Genomic DNA, 16,557 nt, shown 5'->3' on the forward strand with positions numbered 1-16,557 from the left:
CAAAAAAGGATACCCCGCCGAAAACGCTTCGACGGGGTATCCGGCCCGCATCCACCTACGGGCGTCGAGAGGATCAGCTCTTGCTGCCGTCGGTCTTGGCCGGCGCGGACTTGGCGTCCTTGGTCTCCGCCTTCTTCATCTTGGCGAGGTGATGCTTGTGCTTGGCGACGGTGGTCTTGGCTACGGCGGTCTTGGCCGGAGCCGGGGTCGCTGCAGGAGCGGTCGGCGCGGCGGCCGGCGTGGCGGCGAGCGCCGAACCGGTCAGGGCGGTCAGGGCGACGGCGAACAGGGTCTTGCGAAGGTGGGTCATGTGGCTGCTCCTGTGGGAAGTTTCTAGGCCGGTGGGGTCATCCCCATCGCAGGAACAGGTTGCGCCGCGGCCGTTATCGCCGCCCTTTCCGCTGCATGAACTATCCGTAATGTTCGCTGCCCGTGCTTCGTCTTTGCTTTTTGCCAACGCGGCGAGATGAGTGGGAGGGCAGGCGGTGCTGGTGGGCAGGCGCGACTGTCGGCGGCATGGATGCCGCCGAGAAGCCTCCATGGACGGATTCACGGCGTGTCGCGACTGCCCCCCGGCGCCGCCTGCCCAGCCGGGATCGCGCCGCCGCTAACGTCCCCTCACCCTGCGCCGCTACGCGCCGCTGTCCCTCTCCCCGCAAGCGGGGCGAGGGAAGTGCCGATCACACCCGCGTTAGGCGACGCCCGTACCCCGCCGCAACGGCAGCGGCACCGGCGCGGTGGCGATGCGGCTCTTGAGATCGGCCATTTCGCCGGGCATCACCACCAGGTACTGGATCAACTGCTCCGCCAGTTCAAGCAGATGTTCCGCGGTCACCTTGTCGATCGAACTCTCGTCATCGAAGTGGCGGCCGAAGGGACCTTCGGGCGCCATCCATTGCGAGATGTCCTGCAGCGGCTTGACCAGGTCGAGATCGCGCGGCAGCGCATCGAGCTGCCGCGGCAACGGCAGATCGCGCTTGTCGGCGGGCAGCAGCCGCGTGGACAGGCCTTCGAGCAGATGCCGCACGACCAGCGCGGTCGCGCCCCATTCGGCGTGGTTGTACAGCTTCACCGCCGATTCGTAGCTGCGCGCCAGCGGTCCGGAGAGTGCATGCAGATGCTGCAATCCGGGCATGGCGCCGCGACCGCCGGGCTCGGGCCAGGTGAACAACGAGCCCGGCTTGCTGTTGCCGAAGTCGTCGACGATCTGCACCAGCAGACCTTCGGACTCGCAGCGGGTGCAGCTCATTTCCGTGGCGACGACTTGGCGCCCGTGCTCCTGCCACGGCTTCGCCTCGAATACCGCCTTCTCGTGGCAGCGCGGACAAATCAATTCGACCGTACGCGCGTAACCGTTGGCGAAACGGGCCTGGACATTGCTGTCGGGAATCTGATGCATGGCGCACTCTCCCTCGAAGTTACGCAATCGGCATCACGGGACATCCTTGTCGAAAGCGCGCAATGGCTTCGGGCTCACTGCGCGCGCTGGCAGTGAACAGTGCTGTCCGTGAATAAAACGTTGAGGTGCGCGGCCACCGGACGCGGAAGCCGCCCCATTCGGTTCGATGCGACGAACGGCAGGGACCGAACGACGGGCGCCGCCCGCCTAATCGTTCAGGGTCACTCGTTCAGAGCCGGTCGTTCAGAGTCCGTCGTTCAGAGTCCGCGCGCCGCCTCGGCCACCGCACGGAACAGCGCGCGGCCTTTGTTCATCGTCTCCTCCCACTCCTTCGAAGGGTCGGAGTCGTAGACGATGCCCGCACCGGCCTGCACGTGCAGGCGTCCGTCCTGGATCACCGCGGTGCGGATGGCGATGGCGGTGTCGGCATCGCCATGCCAGCCGATGTAGCCGACCGCGCCGGAATAGACGTTGCGGCGGATCGGCTCGAATTCGCGGATCACTTCCAGCGCGCGGATCTTCGGCGCGCCGCTGACCGTGCCGGCGGGGAACGTCGCGCGCAGCACGTCGGCGTAACTCAGCCCGCTTTTCAGCTTGCCGGTGACTTCGCTGACGATGTGCATGACATGGCTGTAGCGCTCGATCACGAACTGCTCGCCGACCTGCACCGTGCCCGGCTCGCTGACGCGGCCGACATCATTGCGGCCCAGGTCGATCAGCATCAGATGCTCGGCGCGTTCCTTCGGGTCCGCCAGCAGCTCGGCTTCCAGCGCCTGGTCTTCCTCGACGGTGGCGCCGCGCGGGCGGGTACCGGCGATCGGGCGCACGGTGATCTCGTCGCCCATCTGGCGCACCAGGATTTCCGGCGAAGAGCCGACGACCTGCGTGCCGCCGACATCCAGGAAGTACATGTACGGCGACGGATTCAACGCGCGCAGCGCGCGATACACGTCGACCGGACGCGCCTTGAACGGCACCGACAGGCGCTGGCTGAGCACGACCTGGAAGATGTCGCCGGCGCGGATCAGCTCCTTCGACTTCTCCACTGCACTGATGAAGCCTTCGCGGGTGAAGCCGGAAACGAAGTCGGCTTCGTCCAGCATGTTGGCGTCGCGCGTTTCCGGATAGCCGGGGCCGCCCTGGCGCAGTCGGTGATTGAGTTCATCCAGGCGGCGCTGCGCACGCGCGAAGGCGCGCGGCTCGCGCGGATCGGCGTGGACGATGAGATACAGGCGGCCCTTGAGGTTGTCGAAGACCGCCAGTTCTTCGCTGAGCATCAACAGGATGTCGGGCGTACCCAGCTCATCCGGCTTATGCGAACCGTCCTTCGGCGGCGCGGCCAGGCGCGGTTCGATGTACTGCACGCATTCGAAACCGAACCAGCCCACCAGGCCGCCGGTGAATCCCGGCAGGCCCTCGATCTTCGGCACCGAGTGCGAGGCACGCAGGCGTTCGACTTCCGCGAAGGGATCCTCGACGACGCGATGCTCGACCAGCTCGCCGTCCTCGGTGACGAATAGCGTGTGCCCGGCGAAGGCGTACACGCGCCGCGCCGGCAGACCGATGATCGAGTAACGGCCGAAGCGTTCGCCGCCTTCCACCGATTCGAACAGATAGGTATGCGGGCCGTCGGCCAGCTTGAGGTAGACCGACAAGGGCGTGTCGAGATCGGAGAAGACCTCGCGCACGACGGGGATGCGGGTGTGGCCCGCTTCGGCGAGCTGGCGGAACTGTTCTGCGTCGAGCTGCATGGGACCGGGAAGCACGGAACGCGGCGGGGCAGTATGCCACCGGGCGTTCAGCCGGCGGGCGGCACAGAAGAATTCGTCACATCCGTGTCACCGACCGTACGGAGAATAGGAGTCCATCCTCAAGGACGACGGGCGGAGGCGGGATTGCCTCCAATCTTCAACGGCAGGCCGGCAACGGCCTGCCGTTTTCATTCGCGGCATGGTTGCGCTCAGCGCACGCCGGCGACCGCGGCTTTCATCCGACCGATCACGTCGGCGTAGTCGGGCGCGTTGAAGATCGCCGATCCGGCGACGAAGGTATCCGCGCCCGCAGCGGCAATTTCGGCGATGTTGTCCGCCTTCACGCCGCCGTCGATCTCCAAGCGGATCGATTTTCCGCTGCGGTCGATCCGCTCGCGCACGCGGCGCAGCTTGTCCAGCGCGGAAGGAATGAAGGACTGTCCGCCGAAGCCGGGGTTCACCGACATCAGCAGCACCAGGTCGAGATCCTCGAGCACGTAGTCCAGCACTTCCACCGGCGTGGCGGGATTCAATACCAGGCCCGCCTGGCAACCCGATGCCTTGATCAGCTGGATCGTGCGGTGCACGTGCGCGCTGGCTTCGGGATGGAAGCTGATCAGCGAAGCGCCGGCCTTGGCGAAGTCGGGGACGATGCGGTCCACCGGTTCGACCATCAGATGCACGTCGATCGGCGCGGTGACGCCATGCTTGCGCAGCGCCTCGCACACCATCGGGCCGATGGTGAGGTTGGGCACGTAATGGTTGTCCATCACGTCGAAGTGCACCCAGTCGGCGCCGGCCTTGAGCACGTTGTCGACCTCTTCACCGAGCTTGGCGAAATTGGCGGAGAGGATAGAGGGGGCGATGACGGTGGATTGCACGGGTTATTTCCTGCGTAGGGCTTGGATCCGGTCGTACGCCGCATTGATCTCGCGCGACTTGGCCTCGGCGTGGCGGCGCAGCTCCTCGGCGGCGCCGGCCATGCGATCGGGGTGGTATTGCGAGATCAGGCGGCGGTAGGCCTTGTCGATTTCGGCGTCGCTGGCCTCGTCGGTCAGGCCGAAGACGGCGTAGGGATCGTCGCGGCGCAGCTTGAACCAGTCGCTGTCGAAAGCATGGCCGATCAGCAGCCCGATCAGGGCGCCAAGCGGCGGGTTGCTCCTGAGCAGGGCCGCGCCGGCGAAGAAGCCCAGCAATTTGCCGTACCAGCGTTTCATTCGGGAGCGGCTGCAAACACGGTTGGAATCGGGTGCGCAGTTTACGGCACACCCAACTTGTTCGGCGGTCGCAGTGCGGCCCGGCGCAGCGCGCCGGGCGTTCGTCGGGCCGCGCGGCATGCCGCGCAAGCGGCCTGAGCTCACCCTGCACGCCCCGCCCGACCGGCGTACACTGCCCGGCCCTGTCGCGCCCGCCCGCCCGCGCGGCGCCGGCAGGCACGACCATTGAGGGTGCTTTCCTTGTCCACCACCGTGTCCCGCCCCTACCTGCTCGAATCCGACCTGCCCGGGCTGAATCTGCGTCATCGCGGCAAGGTCCGCGACGTGTTCGACCTGCCGGGCGATCGCCTGCCGGCCGGCTCGGCGGCCGGCAATTACCTGCTGATGGTCGCCACCGACCGCCTCAGCGCCTTCGACGTGGTGCTGCCCGACCCGATCCCGGGCAAGGGCGAGATGCTGTGCCAGATCAGCAACTTCTGGTTCGGCCTCACCGAGCACATCGTCCCCAACCATCTCACCGGCATCGACGTCGCTTCGGTGCTGCCCGCGGGCGTCGACCCGTCGCTGTACGCCAAGCGCGCGGTGGTGACCAAACGCCTCAAGCCCGTGCCGGTGGAATGCATCGCGCGCGGCTACGTCATCGGCAGCGGCTGGAAGGACTACCAGCGCACCGGCCGGATCAGCGGCATCGCCCTGCCCAGCGGCCTGCGTCAGGCCGAGCCACTGGCCGAACCGATCTTCACCCCGTCGACCAAGGCCGCCGTCGGCGATCACGACGAGAACATCGACTTCGACACCGTCGTACGCACGGTCGGTGCGGATCTGGCCGAGCAGGTTCGCGATGCGACGCTGCGGCTGTACAAGTTCGCCCGCGATTACGCGGCGCAGCGCGGCATCCTGCTGGCCGATACCAAGTTCGAATTCGGCACCGACGCCGACGGTCGCCTGTACGTGATGGACGAGATGCTGACGCCGGACTCCTCGCGCTACTGGCCAGCCGACGAATACCAGGTCGGCACCAGCCCGCCGAGCTACGACAAGCAGATCGTGCGCGACTACCTGGAAACGCTGGACTGGGACAAGCGTCCGCCCGGCCCGAAGCTGCCGCAGGAAGTGATCGAACGCACGCGCGCCCGCTATGCCGAGGCGCTGCAGAAGCTGGCGGGGATTTCGGTCGATTGACGCCGCCGTCGATTGATCCAGACGAAGCCGGGCGCATGCCCGGCTTCTTTTTGTCCGCATGCGCGACGCACGCTGCGGCTGACACTGTGCAGCCCGCGGCGTACAGTTCCCGCCATCCACCTCGGAGCCCGCGATGAACTCCAACGCCGACCGCCCGATCGACCGGTGGTTCGCCAGTTATTCCGGCGACCATCGCAACCAGACCAATCAGCTCATCCATGTGATCTGCGTGCCGGCGATCCTGTGGAGCGTGATCGCGCTGCTGTGGTGCGTGCCGGTGCCGCAGGGCCTGTTCGTGCCGGGCGCGTGGGCGGCCCTCGCGATGTTCGCGGCGTGGATGTTCTATTACCGCGCCTCGCGCACGCTGGGCTTCGGCATGCTGGCGACGTTCGTGCTGATGGGTTTTCTCACCCGCTGGCTGTACGACAACCTCGGCCAGATCGGCCTGCTGCGCGTGGCGATCGTGGTGTTCATCGTCGCCTGGATCGGCCAGTTCATCGGCCACAAGATCGAAGGGCGCAAGCCGAGCTTCCTCACCGATCTCACCTATCTGCTGATCGGTCCGGCCTGGGTACTGGCGAAGCTGTATCGCAAGCTCGGCTGGCAGTACTAACCAACAAGACACTGCATGCCTGTACGCGATATCGGCCTGGTCCTGCTGATCTGCTTGGCCTGGGCCCTGAACTTCCTCACCTCCGCGCTGGCGATGCGGGAGATTCCGCCGTTCCTGTTCACCGCGCTGCGCTTCGCGCTGCTGGCGTTGCCGTTGGTGTTCTTCCTCAAGCGTCCGGCGCCGGGGCAGTGGCCGCGGCTGCTGGGCGTCGCCGTGTGCATCGGTGTGCTGCATTTCGGCCTGAGTTTCAGTGCGCTGCGGCTCGCGGGCGATCTGTCGTCGCCGGCGATCGTGATGCAGAGCTATATCCCGATGACGGCGCTGCTGGCGTGGTGGGTGCTGGGCGAACGCTTTGCCTGGCGCACAGGGATAGCGATTGCAGTCAGCTTTGCCGGCGTGCTGGTGCTCGGCTTCGATCCGCTGGTGCTCGATCAGCCGATGTCGCTGCTGCTGATGCTGATCTCCGCCGCCTTCCTCGCCATCGGCACGGTGTTGATGAAGGGATTGCGCGGCCTGGATGTATTCAGCCAGCAGGGGTGGACGGCGGTGTTCGCCGTGCTGCCATTGCTGGCGATCAGCGCCGTGCTCGAACCCGGCGCGCTGGCGCAATTGCCGAAGGTGAGTTGGGTGGCGTGGGCGGGCGCGGTGTATGCCGCGTTCGTGTCCTCGCTGTTGGGCCACGGCCTGTATTACGTGCTGGTGCAACGGCATCCCGTCGCGCAGGTGACGCCCTGGCTGTTGCTGGTGCCGGTGCTCGCGGTGGCGCTGGGCATCGCCTTCTGGGGCGATCGTCCGGGTCCGCGGCTGTGGCTGGGCGGTGCGATGGTGCTGGGCGGTGTGCTCATCATCGCGTTGCGCGCGATTGCTCGGTCGCGGTCGATTCCTGCCAGCGATACGCCATAGCACGCTGGCGATCTGCGGCGGTTGTCTGTCGAAAGCAAAAGCGGGATTCGCTGCCCCAGCGGGAGGGCGGCGCCGGTGTGTCTGCGTGACACGCCGTGAATCCGTCCATGGAGGCTTCTCGGCGGCATCCATGCCGCCGACAGTCACGCAGACACACCGGCACCGCCCTCCCCCCAAACATCGCGGGCTCGTCGGTAAACCGCAAATGCAAAGGCTCGCCTAACGTCCGCGGGAATCGCCCTTGGCGACTAGGGACAGCCGTTGTGGTCGGTGCGGCACGCTGCTCGGAGCGCAAGCGACGATCACTCCGTCTCGGCTTCTGTTTTTATCTTTCTCACCGCCACCGTGATGTGTGAGGGGCAGGTGGTGTCGGTGGGTAGGCGTGACTGTCAGCGGCATGGATGCCGCTGACAAGCCTCCATGGACGGATTCACGGCGTGTCACGACTGCCCACCGGCGCCACCTGCCCCAGGTAGACAATGACGAGCCGCTTACAAACGCGACCGCCAAGCAGCCAGCCACACTGCGGTAGTCGCCTCAACGTTGAGGCTACGCGTCATCCTCGCGCGCTTCGAACATCCGCGCGGTCGGTCGGAACATGCGCGGCGCATAGCCCAAATCGCGCCTCGCAGGGGCATCGTCGAACACGAGATCCGCACGCATGCGCTGCACCGCTGCTTCACCTAATCCGGTGCCGCCGGCGAGCTTCGCCGCAGCCAACGCGAGGTTGAACAACGGCGATGGCAATTCGATCAGTTTCGCGGGCGGATCGAGCGCGGCCAGCATGCGGCCGATCATTTCGCGATATGGAAGGGTTTCGCCGCCCGGAAGAGCGTACGTCTGCCCATGCGACTCCGGGCTATGAAGCGCGGCGAACGCCGCTGCGGCGAGATCGTCCACGTGAACCGGCTGACGCAGGCCTTGCGCATGGCGCGGCAGCGGGAAGCGCCCCCAACGCTGCGCCAGATGCGCAATGCGGGTGAGCGTAGCGTCGCGTCCGGCGCCGTATACCAGCGTGGGCCGCAACAACGTCGCCGGCACCGAACGCTGCATCGCCGTCGCGAACACGCGTTCCTCGCCCAGGCGCAGCCGCTGCGCCACGTCGCGCTCGCGCGCATCGGCGGAGCCGCGCTTGACCTCTACACTGGTGGAACCGAACGCGATTACGCGCTCACAGTCGATGTTCGCATCCGCATACCAGTCCGCGAACGCATCGAGCGGGCCGCAACTCAGAATCGCATCCACGTTTCGCGGCAACGCCGGCATCGCGCTGAAGTCGCCCGACAACCAATCCAAGCCCGGGCGCCCAGGCTGGGCCTGCCGCGACAGCGCCGTCACGCGCCAGCCATCGCGCAGCAGCCTTGCCAGCAGCGGCCGGCCGATCTGGCCGCTGCCGCCGAATACCAATGCATGCTTCATGATGCGTCCGCACGTTGCGTCGGCAGCACCGCGCGCAACCAGAAAAAGCCGATCAAGGCGGCAACCACCGATGCGCCCAGGATGCCGAGCACGGATTCGCCGAAGCGCGTTGCGTCCGCGTACGCGAGCGACGCGATGAACAGACTCATGGTGAAGCCGATGCCACACAGCAGACCTACACCCAGCATCGCACGCGTATCCATACCAGCCGGAAAACGTACCCAGCCGGCAGCACGCATCAGCATCGCGGCCGCGACGATGCCGACAGGCTTGCCGAGCACGAGACCCAGGGCAATACCGAGCGGCAAAGCGGCGAGCGCGTCCTGCAGTTGCAGTCCGCCCAATGCCAGCCCGGCATTGGCGAAGGCGAAGATGGGCAGGATTACGTAGGCCACCCAGGGATGCAGGGCGTGCTCCAAGGTTTCCAGCGGCGAATGCGCTTCTGTCTTATCGGTCGCGTCTGGCTTGCCGGCATGAGGAATCATCAGTCCGGTGGCCACGCCCGCCAACGTCGCGTGTACACCCGACTTCAGAACACAGACCCACAACACCACGCCCAGCAGCAGGTACGGCCACAGCGCGACGACCTTGAAACGATTGAGGCCCCACATGATCGCCAGCACCAACGCCGCCAGCGCCAATGCCGGCAGCGACAGTCCGTGCGAATAGAACAGCGCGATGATCAGGATGGCGATGAGATCGTCGACGACGGCGATCGTCGAGAGCAGCAACTTCATTCCGAGCGGAACACGCGAACCCAGCAGCGCCAGCACCCCCAGCGCGAACGCGATATCGGTCGCGGTCGGCACGGCCCAGCCGCGCATGGCATCCGCATCGCCGCGGTTGAACGCGGCGAACAACAGAGCCGGCACCGCCACGCCCGCGATCGCGCAGGCCATCGGCAGGATGAGCTGCTCGCGGCCGGCCAATTGACCACTCAGCGTTTCGCGCTTGATCTCCAGCGCGACCAGCAGGAAGAAGATCGCCATCAGGCCGTCGTTGATCCACAACAGCAGCGGCTTGGCCAGGGCGAAATCGCCGAAACCGACCTTCAGGACGAAATCGCGCCAGGCCTGGTAACTGTCGTGCAATGGCGAATTGGCCGCGATCAATGCCAGCACCGCAGCGGCGATCAGCATGATGCCGCCCGCCGCTTCGAGGCGGAAGAACTCGACCAGCGCCTGCAGCGCGCGCGGCCGGCGCGCCGGGGTTCCGGGATCGCTCATGCGTGGCGTTACTTGCCCGCGAGCAGCAGCTCGAAGGCGAGCCAGGCGGCGTAGGCCACGAGCAGGAAGATGCCCTCGCCCTTGCTCACCCGCAGGTCGCCTCGCAGCACCGGATACAGCATCAGCGCGAACGCGAGCGCGGCCAGCAGTTCGTAGCCCAGCGGCAACGCGAAATGGCCCGGGCCCATCAGCGTCATCGGCAAGGTCAGCGCACCGCACGCGGCCATGCCGCCGACCACGACGAGGATATTGAAGACGCTCGCACCGATCACATGCCCCATCACCATGTCGCCCTGGCCGCGGCGCGCAGCGGCGATGGCGGCCGCGACTTCGGGCAGTGCGGTACCGATGGCGACGGGCAGCAAGCCGGTCAGCACCGGCGACAGCCCCAGGCCCTTGCCGATGGCAGAGGCGCCGGACGTGGACAGATCCATGCCGAACAGATGCACGCCTTCGCCACCGACGATGAGCAGCGAACCCGCCCACGCCAGCGCACCGCCAATCACGAAACGGAGCAGGTTCTGCACGAGCATGGTGCTGGTTTCAGCATAGTCCGCGATCTGCGTGCGGACGTCGTCGCCCTCGCGGCGGCTGCGCGCCAGGGCGAAGAAGAAGACCGCGACGAAGGCCAGCAGCAGCACCGCGCCTTCCACGCGCGACAAGGTGCCGTCCGCGCCGAACCCAAGCACGGCCAGCGTGCCCAGCACGAGCACCAGCAGCAGCGGGCTCAACGCACGCCAGCGCACCACGATGGGCGCCGCAACGGCGGCCGCACCCAAGGTCAGGCCGATATTGGCGACGTTGCTGCCGACGGCGTTGCCGAGAGCGAGCTCGTCCTGCCCGTGCAGGATGGCGACCAGGTTCACCACCAGCTCCGGCAACGACGTCGCGAAGGCCACCAGCACCAGGCCAGTGGTGAATGCCGACAGTCCCAGGCGCTGCGCCAGGCCCGCGGCGCCTTTCACCAGCGAATCACCTCCCAGCGCGAGCAGCACCAGGCCCAGCAGGAACAAGCCGATGGCGGTCAGCATTGCGGCACCCCTCCGAAGATTGCGGCGATCTTACCTTCTGCCCGAGCCGCACTATCAAGCGCAGCCTTCGACGTAGTCCACCTGCGGCGCCGTGCCCACGCGCCATCTCGTGACCTGGCCCGATCCGTCGGTTTCGAACACCAGCACGCCGTTGCCGCCCGCAGGATCCTTCACGCGCAGGTATTTGCCGGTTTCGTCGTACTTGTGCGGGAGCTCTTGCACGTTCGGATAGCGCTTGCGGATCTCGGCGATCGTCATGCCGACCTGGCCGCCACCGGGCGCCGCAATCGCCGGCGCATGCACGTCGATACGCACGAAGCGGTCGCCTTCCATCATGAAGGCCACCGGTCCACCTTCCGGCACGGGTTGCAGGTAGTAGCAGCCGCCGGGTTCGTCGGCTGCGCCACTCATGTCCTTGCCCCAGGCCATCCGCACTTCTTCTTGCGTAGCGCCGAACTTCGCCGGGCCGAAGCCGGCGAAGCCGATCGTGCCGGGTGCAGGCATGGGCCCGGTGGCTTGCGCGGGCGCGGGTGACGCAACCGGCGCGCTGGGTGACGGCGCGGCATCGCTCCCGGCCGAAGCCGTTGCCGGCGCCGGCGTAGCGGGCGCCGCAGCCGATGGCGTGTCGTTGCGAGCTTCGTCGCGATGTTCGGTCTGGCCGGTGCACGCGGCCACGCTCAGGGCCAGCAACACGGTGGGAAGGTGCATGCGCATCGTGAGGACTCCTGTGAGGTCGGCGAAGTCTGCCGCAGTGCGGTGCCGCCACGGTAACCGCCGCCCTGTCATAGCAGCTTCACGGTGGGTCCCTAGGCTGCGGCGTCCAGGGGGAATCACCATGGCGCTCAGCAAGACCGAACGCGCGCGTGCCGCGCTGCAGGCCCAGGCCGCGGCCGGCCTCAGCCTGGCCCAGCGTCGCGTGCTGATCCTGTGCGATGGGCGGCGCAACCGCGACGATCTCGTCGCCCTGCTCGGCGCGGACGCGCTGTCGATGGTCGATCGCCTGCTCGCGGATGGTTATCTGTCTTTGGACGGCGGCAGCAAAACACCGGCGCGTCTGGTGACTTCCGCCGGGCAGCCCGTGCCGGCGCCTGCACCTTCCGTCGCCCCTGCTGCAGCACCTGCGCCCCCTGTTGCACCGCAAGCGCCACCACGCGCGGCGTCGCGGCGTTCGCTGGCGGCCAGCAAGATGTACATGATCGACATGCTGCAACTGCAGCGCGATCCCGAATCGGTTTCGCTGCGCGCGGAAATCCAGACCAGCCCCAGCGAGGACGAGCTGATCTACCGGATGATGAAAGGCCTGCGCCATCTGCAGGCTGTCGCCGCGGCGAGCTATGCGCGCCGGGTCGGCGACCGCTTGGCGGAGATCCTGCCCGAGCCGCACCTGCCGCGCCTGGACCAGGCGCACGCCGCTTGGCTCGAATCCACGTCCGCCGTGGCGTAAACCGCCACGGCGCGAACCGTCACTTCGCGACGAAGTTCTTCTTCAGTCCCGCCCAGCACGCCTGGTAATCGCGCTGGCGGTGTGCCGCTTCGATCGCCTGCCGCGTCGGCCGGATCACCGCACGCGCCTCGAACATGAAGGCCATGGTCTCGGTGATGACGTCGGGCTTGGACAGATCGGCCGCGCTCGCCTTTTCGAACGTCGCCGCATCCGGCCCATGGCCGGTCATGGAGTTGTGCAGCGAGCAGCCACCGGGCGCGAAGCCTTCGGCCTTGGCGTCGTACACACCGTGGATCAGGCCCATGAATTCGCTGGCGATGTTGCGGTGGAACCACGGCGGACGGAACGTGTCCTGCGCCACCAGCCAGCGCGGCGGGAAGATCACGAAGTCCATGTTGCTGGTGCCGGCGGTATCGCTCGGCGAATGCAGCACGAGGAAGATCGACGGATCGGGATGGTCGTAGCTGATCGAACCGATCGTGTTGAAGCGGCGCAGGTCGTACTTGTACGGCGCGTAGTTGCCGTGCCAGCCGACGATATCCAGTGGCGAATGGCCGATCGGCGCGCGCCACAGATGGCCCTGGAATTTGGCGATCAACTCGAAGTCGCCCTCGACGTCTTCGTACGCCGCGTTGGGCGTGAGGAAGTCGCGCGGGTTGGCCAGCCCGTTGGAACCGATCGGCCCCAGGTCGGGCAACTGCAGCATCGCACCGAAGTTCTCGCAGACGTAGCCGCGCGCCTCGCCGTCCGGCAGCTCGACGCAGAAGCGCACGCCGCGCGGAATCACGGCGATTTCGTGCGGCTCGACTTCGAGCACGCCCAGTTCGGTGGCGATGTGCAGGCGACCCAGCTGCGGCACGATCAGCAACTCGCCGTCGGCGTCGTAGAAGAAGCGGCCCTGCATCGACTTGTTGGCCGCATACAGATGCACGCCGATGCCGTGCTGCCCGGCCGGCGAACCGTTGCCGGCCATGGTGAACAGACCGTCGACGAAATCCACCGGCGCCCGCGGCAGCGGCAACGGGCTCCAGCGCAGCTGATCCGGCGTCACCGGCTCGCTGCCGAAATCGTTGTGGAAGTGCGAATGCAGGTACGGCGCAAAGCTGCCATGCATCGCTGCGGGACGGATGCGATACAGCCAGCTGCGGCGATTGTGCGAACGCGGCGCGGTGAAGGCCGTGCCGCTCACCTGCTCCGCATACAGGCCGTGGGCGACGCGCTGCGGCGAGTTGCGCCCTTCCGGCAGCGTCCCGGCGACCGCCTCGGTCGCGAATTCGTTGCCGAAACCGGATTGGTAGCCGTTCGATTTCATAGGTTTACAGCACGCCGCGGCGCATCTGGTCGCGCTCGATGCTCTCGAACAGCGCCTGGAAGTTACCCTCGCCGAAGCCTTCGTTGCCCTTGCGCTGGATGATCTCGAAGAAGATCGGGCCGATCGCGTTCTGGGTGAAGATCTGCAGCAGCTTGCGCTGCTTGGTCTCCGGGTCGGCGTCGATCAGGATCTTGTTCTTCGCCAGGCGCGGCACGTCTTCGCCATGGTTGGGCACGCGCTGATCGATCACGTCGAAGTAGGTGTCCGGCGTGTCGAGGAATTCCACGCCCTGCGCGCGCATCGCTTCCACCGTCTCGTAGATGTTGTCGGTGAAGCAGGCGATGTGCTGGATGCCCTCGCCCTTGTAGGCGTCCAGGTATTCGTTGATCTGCGACTTGGGATCGCTGGACTCGTTGAGCGGGATGCGGACGATGCCGTCCGGCGCGGTCATCGCCTTCGACACCAGGCCGGTCTTGGCGCCCTTGATGTCGAAGTAGCGGATCTCGCGGAAGTTGAACAGGCGCTCGTAGTAGTCCGACCACTTCTGCATGTTGCCGAAGAAGAGGTTGTGGGTGAGGTGGTCGATGAAGGTCAGACCGAAGCCGGCCGGATTCTGGTCGGCGCCCTGCACCGGCAGGTAGTCCTCGTACATCGAGCCCTTATCGCCGTACTTGTCGACCAGGTACAGCATGCAATCGCCGATGCCCTTCACCACCGGCGCGTCGACGGCCTTGGTGTCGGCCAGATCGGCAATGGCTTCGCCGCCGTTATTGACGACGGTGTCGAAGACCACATCCACCGGCTTCTGGAAGCGGATCGCGAAGCCGCACGCGCTCGGACCGTGCTTGCGCGCGAACTGCGCGGCGAAGCTCTTGGGGTCTTCGTTCACCAGGAAGTTCACGCCGCCCTGGCGATACACCGTGATCGGGCGCGTCTTGTGATGCAGTACCGCGGTGAAGCCCATCTTGCGGAAGTAGTCGTGCAGCAGCTCGCCCTGGCCTTCGGGCGCGGCGAATTCGACGAACTCGAAGCCGTTGATGCCGAGGGGATTCTCGAAGGTGGTGACTTGCATTCCGAGGTTAGGCTGGGCGTTCATGGCATTGTTCTCAGGTAGCGGCACGGCCATGCCCCTGGCGGGGCAAGAGGCTATAGTTTCACATGAAACCATAAGCAGGTATAGCAGTAAATGAACTCGCGCGCTGAATCACACGCTGAACTGGATCTCGAGCATTTTCTTCCTTACCGGCTTTCGGTGCTGTCGAACCGGATCAGCGGCGCCATTGCCCGGGTCTACTCGGACCGATTCGGCCTGGCGGTGACCGAGTGGCGGATCATGGCCGTCCTGGGCCGTTACCCCGGCCTCTCGGCGAACCAGGTTGCGCAACGCACGGCCATGGACAAGGTCGCCGTGAGCCGTGGGGTCGCCCGCCTGCTGGAAGCCGGGCGCATCGAACGCGAGACCCACGACGATGACCGCCGGCGCTCGGTCCTGCGCCTGTCCGAGCCGGGCTACGCGATCTACGACCAGGTGGCCCCGCTGGCCCTGGCCTTCGAACGACGGCTTTTAGGCGACCTCAACGAGTCGGAACGGGCCGTGCTGTTCCGCCTGCTCGACCGGCTGGACGAACTGGAAATCCGCGCCGAGTCGACCGAGGACGTCCGCTGATGGCCGTCGGCGGTTCCCGGCCCGGCGCTCCTCTCAATCCGGTGGTGCAACAGTTGTTCGCCCTGGCGCAAGGCGCCATGCAGCAGGGCGACCTCGCAAGCGCGGAGCAGTTGTGCGCCAGCGTGCTGGCCAACGAGCCGGCTCACGCCGGTGCGCTCCACTTCATGACCCTGCGTGCGCTGGGCGGCAATGATCCCAAACGCGCACTCGACCTCACCGCGCGCGCCTTGGAACACGCGTCGACGCCCACACTGCATTACCTGCACGGCCTCGCACTCGAAGCCATGGCCGACCCGGGCGCCGCGCGCAACGCATTTGCGCGCGCCGTCGAACTGGATCCGGAATGGCTTCCGGCCTTGCTCTGGCAGGCGGCACAGGAAGAGGCTTTGGGCATGCACGCCGCCAGCGTCGCTACTTCGCTGCGCGCGTTGCGCGTCGCCGAGCGCGGCGGAATGCTGGCAGCGCCGGAGAGTCTGCCCGCGGAGATCCGCAACCGTCTCTCCCGCGCCTTCGCCCTTACCGACGCACAACGGGATTCGCAGGTCGAAGCCGCGCTCGCGCCCATTCGCGAACGTCATGGCAGTCAGGCGATCGCACGCATCGAACACGCGCTGGAAACCAGCGCGGGACGCCGTCCGTTCGACTGGCCGCATCCCCTGCAACGTCCGACGTTCCTGCTGATACCGGATCTCGCGCCACGCCCGTGGTTCGAGCGCGAGGAGTTCCCGTTCCTTGCCGACATCGAGCGCCACACGGACGCGATCCGCGAAGAACTGCTGGGCGTGATGGCGGATGAAGCACGGCTGTCGCCGTATATCGACATGTCGTCCGACGCACCGACCGCGGCCGTGTGGAAGGACCTCAATCGTTCGGCGCGTTGGAGTTCCTTCCACCTGTATCGCCACGGCGAACAGATCGAAGAGCATGCCCGGCGCTGCCCGCGCACGATGGAGGCGCTGGCTTCGATCCCGCTGATGCAGATCCCCGAGCATTCGCCCGAGGCGCTGTTCTCGATCCTCAAGGCAGGCACGCATATTCCGCCCCACACGGGCGTCATCAACGGCCGCCTGACCGTGCACCTGCCGCTGGTCGTCCCGCCTGCCTGCGGCGCGTTGCGCGCAGGTGAGGAAGCACGCGGCTGGGAAGAAGGGCGCTGCCTGGTGTTCGACGATTCCTTCGTGCACGAAGCCTGGAACGACTCGCCGCAGGATCGGGCCGTGCTGATCTTCGACGTTTGGGATCCGCGCCTGAGCGCGGCCGAACGCGAGGCGCTTTCCGCCTCCATCGCGGCGCTCGGGCAATTCAATCGCACTTACGGCGACGCCGACCCTACCCGGGAGACCTAGTAGGCGCACCAAGAAAAACGGCGGCCAATGGCCGCCGTTTTCGTATCC

At 66.5% G+C, this 16,557-nt stretch carries 17 protein-coding genes; 6 read left to right on the top strand and 11 right to left on the bottom strand.

Annotated features, from left to right (window positions below):
- Window positions 1-73 precede the first annotated feature (73 nt).
- From ACYVJ8_RS10235 to ACYVJ8_RS10255, 5 genes are all read right to left on the bottom strand, one after another.
- On the bottom strand, window positions 74-310 hold the full coding sequence (locus ACYVJ8_RS10235; protein ID WP_460711984.1) for a hypothetical protein: 237 nt from the start codon (window positions 308-310) through the stop codon (window positions 74-76).
- Between the two features lie 381 nt (window positions 311-691).
- Window positions 692-1,399, bottom strand: coding sequence for a hypothetical protein (locus ACYVJ8_RS10240; RefSeq protein ID WP_460711986.1), 708 nt, complete (start codon window positions 1,397-1,399; stop codon window positions 692-694).
- 257 nt (window positions 1,400-1,656) lie between these two features.
- On the bottom strand, window positions 1,657-3,150 hold the full coding sequence (gene trpE / locus ACYVJ8_RS10245; protein WP_460711988.1) for an anthranilate synthase component I: 1,494 nt from the start codon (window positions 3,148-3,150) through the stop codon (window positions 1,657-1,659).
- A 209-nt stretch (window positions 3,151-3,359) separates the two neighbouring features.
- Complete coding sequence (rpe, locus tag ACYVJ8_RS10250; RefSeq protein WP_460711990.1) at window positions 3,360-4,031, bottom strand: ribulose-phosphate 3-epimerase; 672 nt, start codon at window positions 4,029-4,031, stop codon at window positions 3,360-3,362.
- Between the two features lie 3 nt (window positions 4,032-4,034).
- A complete protein-coding gene (locus tag ACYVJ8_RS10255) occupies window positions 4,035-4,367 on the bottom strand; it encodes a J domain-containing protein (protein WP_460711992.1) in 333 nt (110 codons plus the stop codon).
- A gap of 252 nt (window positions 4,368-4,619) precedes the next feature.
- On the opposite strand from ACYVJ8_RS10255, the gene ACYVJ8_RS10260 reads away from it, so the two are divergent.
- The 3 genes from ACYVJ8_RS10260 (at window position 4,620) to ACYVJ8_RS10270 (ending at window position 7,065) form a co-directional block, all read left to right on the top strand.
- Window positions 4,620-5,549 carry a phosphoribosylaminoimidazolesuccinocarboxamide synthase gene (locus ACYVJ8_RS10260; RefSeq protein WP_460712143.1) on the top strand — a complete coding sequence of 310 codons (930 nt, stop codon included), beginning with the start codon at window positions 4,620-4,622 and terminating at the stop codon, window positions 5,547-5,549.
- A gap of 133 nt (window positions 5,550-5,682) precedes the next feature.
- A complete protein-coding gene (locus tag ACYVJ8_RS10265) occupies window positions 5,683-6,162 on the top strand; it encodes an Mpo1 family 2-hydroxy fatty acid dioxygenase (protein ID WP_460711994.1) in 480 nt (159 codons plus the stop codon).
- Between the two features lie 15 nt (window positions 6,163-6,177).
- Complete coding sequence (locus ACYVJ8_RS10270) at window positions 6,178-7,065, top strand: DMT family transporter (RefSeq protein ID WP_460711996.1); 888 nt, start codon at window positions 6,178-6,180, stop codon at window positions 7,063-7,065.
- Between the two features lie 549 nt (window positions 7,066-7,614).
- Here the strand turns inward: ACYVJ8_RS10270 and ACYVJ8_RS10275 are convergent.
- Genes ACYVJ8_RS10275 through ACYVJ8_RS10290 form a run of 4 tightly spaced genes read right to left on the bottom strand, consistent with a single transcriptional unit; the run spans window position 7,615 to window position 11,455 of the window.
- On the bottom strand, window positions 7,615-8,484 hold the full coding sequence (locus ACYVJ8_RS10275) for an NAD-dependent epimerase/dehydratase family protein (protein ID WP_460711998.1): 870 nt from the start codon (window positions 8,482-8,484) through the stop codon (window positions 7,615-7,617).
- Window positions 8,481-9,710, bottom strand: coding sequence for a Na+/H+ antiporter NhaA (gene nhaA, locus ACYVJ8_RS10280; RefSeq protein WP_460712000.1), 1,230 nt, complete (start codon window positions 9,708-9,710; stop codon window positions 8,481-8,483). The genes ACYVJ8_RS10275 and nhaA overlap by 4 nt, the downstream gene beginning before the upstream one ends.
- 8 nt (window positions 9,711-9,718) lie before the next feature.
- Window positions 9,719-10,741, bottom strand: a complete 1,023-nt coding sequence (locus ACYVJ8_RS10285; protein WP_460712002.1) for a sodium:calcium antiporter — start codon at window positions 10,739-10,741, stop codon at window positions 9,719-9,721.
- A gap of 54 nt (window positions 10,742-10,795) precedes the next feature.
- Window positions 10,796-11,455 (bottom strand): lectin, encoded by a 660-nt coding sequence (locus ACYVJ8_RS10290; RefSeq protein ID WP_460712004.1) that lies wholly within the window; start codon window positions 11,453-11,455, stop codon window positions 10,796-10,798.
- Window positions 11,456-11,576: 121 nt separating this feature from the next.
- On the opposite strand from ACYVJ8_RS10290, the gene ACYVJ8_RS10295 reads away from it, so the two are divergent.
- Window positions 11,577-12,185 carry a hypothetical protein gene (locus tag ACYVJ8_RS10295; protein WP_460712006.1) on the top strand — a complete coding sequence of 203 codons (609 nt, stop codon included), beginning with the start codon at window positions 11,577-11,579 and terminating at the stop codon, window positions 12,183-12,185.
- Window positions 12,186-12,204: 19 nt separating this feature from the next.
- Here ACYVJ8_RS10295 and hmgA read toward each other — a convergent pair whose 3' ends face one another.
- Window positions 12,205-13,497, bottom strand: coding sequence for a homogentisate 1,2-dioxygenase (gene hmgA, locus ACYVJ8_RS10300; RefSeq protein WP_460712008.1), 1,293 nt, complete (start codon window positions 13,495-13,497; stop codon window positions 12,205-12,207).
- A gap of 4 nt (window positions 13,498-13,501) precedes the next feature.
- Window positions 13,502-14,593, bottom strand: coding sequence for a 4-hydroxyphenylpyruvate dioxygenase (gene hppD, locus ACYVJ8_RS10305; RefSeq protein WP_460712010.1), 1,092 nt, complete (start codon window positions 14,591-14,593; stop codon window positions 13,502-13,504).
- 90 nt (window positions 14,594-14,683) lie between these two features.
- On the opposite strand from hppD, the gene ACYVJ8_RS10310 reads away from it, so the two are divergent.
- Window positions 14,684-15,163 carry a MarR family winged helix-turn-helix transcriptional regulator gene (locus tag ACYVJ8_RS10310; RefSeq protein ID WP_460712012.1) on the top strand — a complete coding sequence of 160 codons (480 nt, stop codon included), beginning with the start codon at window positions 14,684-14,686 and terminating at the stop codon, window positions 15,161-15,163.
- A complete protein-coding gene (locus tag ACYVJ8_RS10315; protein WP_460712014.1) occupies window positions 15,163-16,509 on the top strand; it encodes an aspartyl/asparaginyl beta-hydroxylase domain-containing protein in 1,347 nt (448 codons plus the stop codon). The genes ACYVJ8_RS10310 and ACYVJ8_RS10315 overlap by 1 nt, the downstream gene beginning before the upstream one ends.
- Window positions 16,510-16,557 lie beyond the last annotated feature (48 nt).

Source organism: Lysobacter terrae (assembly GCF_054782215.1).

Bases quoted from the DNA above. Each gene is read 5' to 3' on its own strand.
- ACYVJ8_RS10240 (WP_460711986.1), bottom strand. From the start codon at position 1,399: ATGCATCAGATTCCCGACAGCAATGTCCAGGCCCGTTTCGCCAACGGT.
- ACYVJ8_RS10265 (WP_460711994.1), top strand. From the start codon at position 5,683: ATGAACTCCAACGCCGACCGCCCGATCGACCGGTGGTTCGCCAGTTAT.
- ACYVJ8_RS10235 (WP_460711984.1), bottom strand. From the start codon at position 310: ATGACCCACCTTCGCAAGACCCTGTTCGCCGTCGCCCTGACCGCCCTG.
- hppD (WP_460712010.1), bottom strand. From the start codon at position 14,593: ATGAACGCCCAGCCTAACCTCGGAATGCAAGTCACCACCTTCGAGAAT.
- ACYVJ8_RS10270 (WP_460711996.1), top strand. From the start codon at position 6,178: ATGCCTGTACGCGATATCGGCCTGGTCCTGCTGATCTGCTTGGCCTGG.
- ACYVJ8_RS10315 (WP_460712014.1), top strand. From the start codon at position 15,163: ATGGCCGTCGGCGGTTCCCGGCCCGGCGCTCCTCTCAATCCGGTGGTG.
- trpE (WP_460711988.1), bottom strand. From the start codon at position 3,150: ATGCAGCTCGACGCAGAACAGTTCCGCCAGCTCGCCGAAGCGGGCCAC.
- ACYVJ8_RS10290 (WP_460712004.1), bottom strand. From the start codon at position 11,455: ATGCGCATGCACCTTCCCACCGTGTTGCTGGCCCTGAGCGTGGCCGCG.
- ACYVJ8_RS10295 (WP_460712006.1), top strand. From the start codon at position 11,577: ATGGCGCTCAGCAAGACCGAACGCGCGCGTGCCGCGCTGCAGGCCCAG.
- ACYVJ8_RS10255 (WP_460711992.1), bottom strand. From the start codon at position 4,367: ATGAAACGCTGGTACGGCAAATTGCTGGGCTTCTTCGCCGGCGCGGCC.
- ACYVJ8_RS10285 (WP_460712002.1), bottom strand. From the start codon at position 10,741: ATGCTGACCGCCATCGGCTTGTTCCTGCTGGGCCTGGTGCTGCTCGCG.
- nhaA (WP_460712000.1), bottom strand. From the start codon at position 9,710: ATGAGCGATCCCGGAACCCCGGCGCGCCGGCCGCGCGCGCTGCAGGCG.
- ACYVJ8_RS10275 (WP_460711998.1), bottom strand. From the start codon at position 8,484: ATGAAGCATGCATTGGTATTCGGCGGCAGCGGCCAGATCGGCCGGCCG.
- ACYVJ8_RS10310 (WP_460712012.1), top strand. From the start codon at position 14,684: ATGAACTCGCGCGCTGAATCACACGCTGAACTGGATCTCGAGCATTTT.
- hmgA (WP_460712008.1), bottom strand. From the start codon at position 13,497: ATGAAATCGAACGGCTACCAATCCGGTTTCGGCAACGAATTCGCGACC.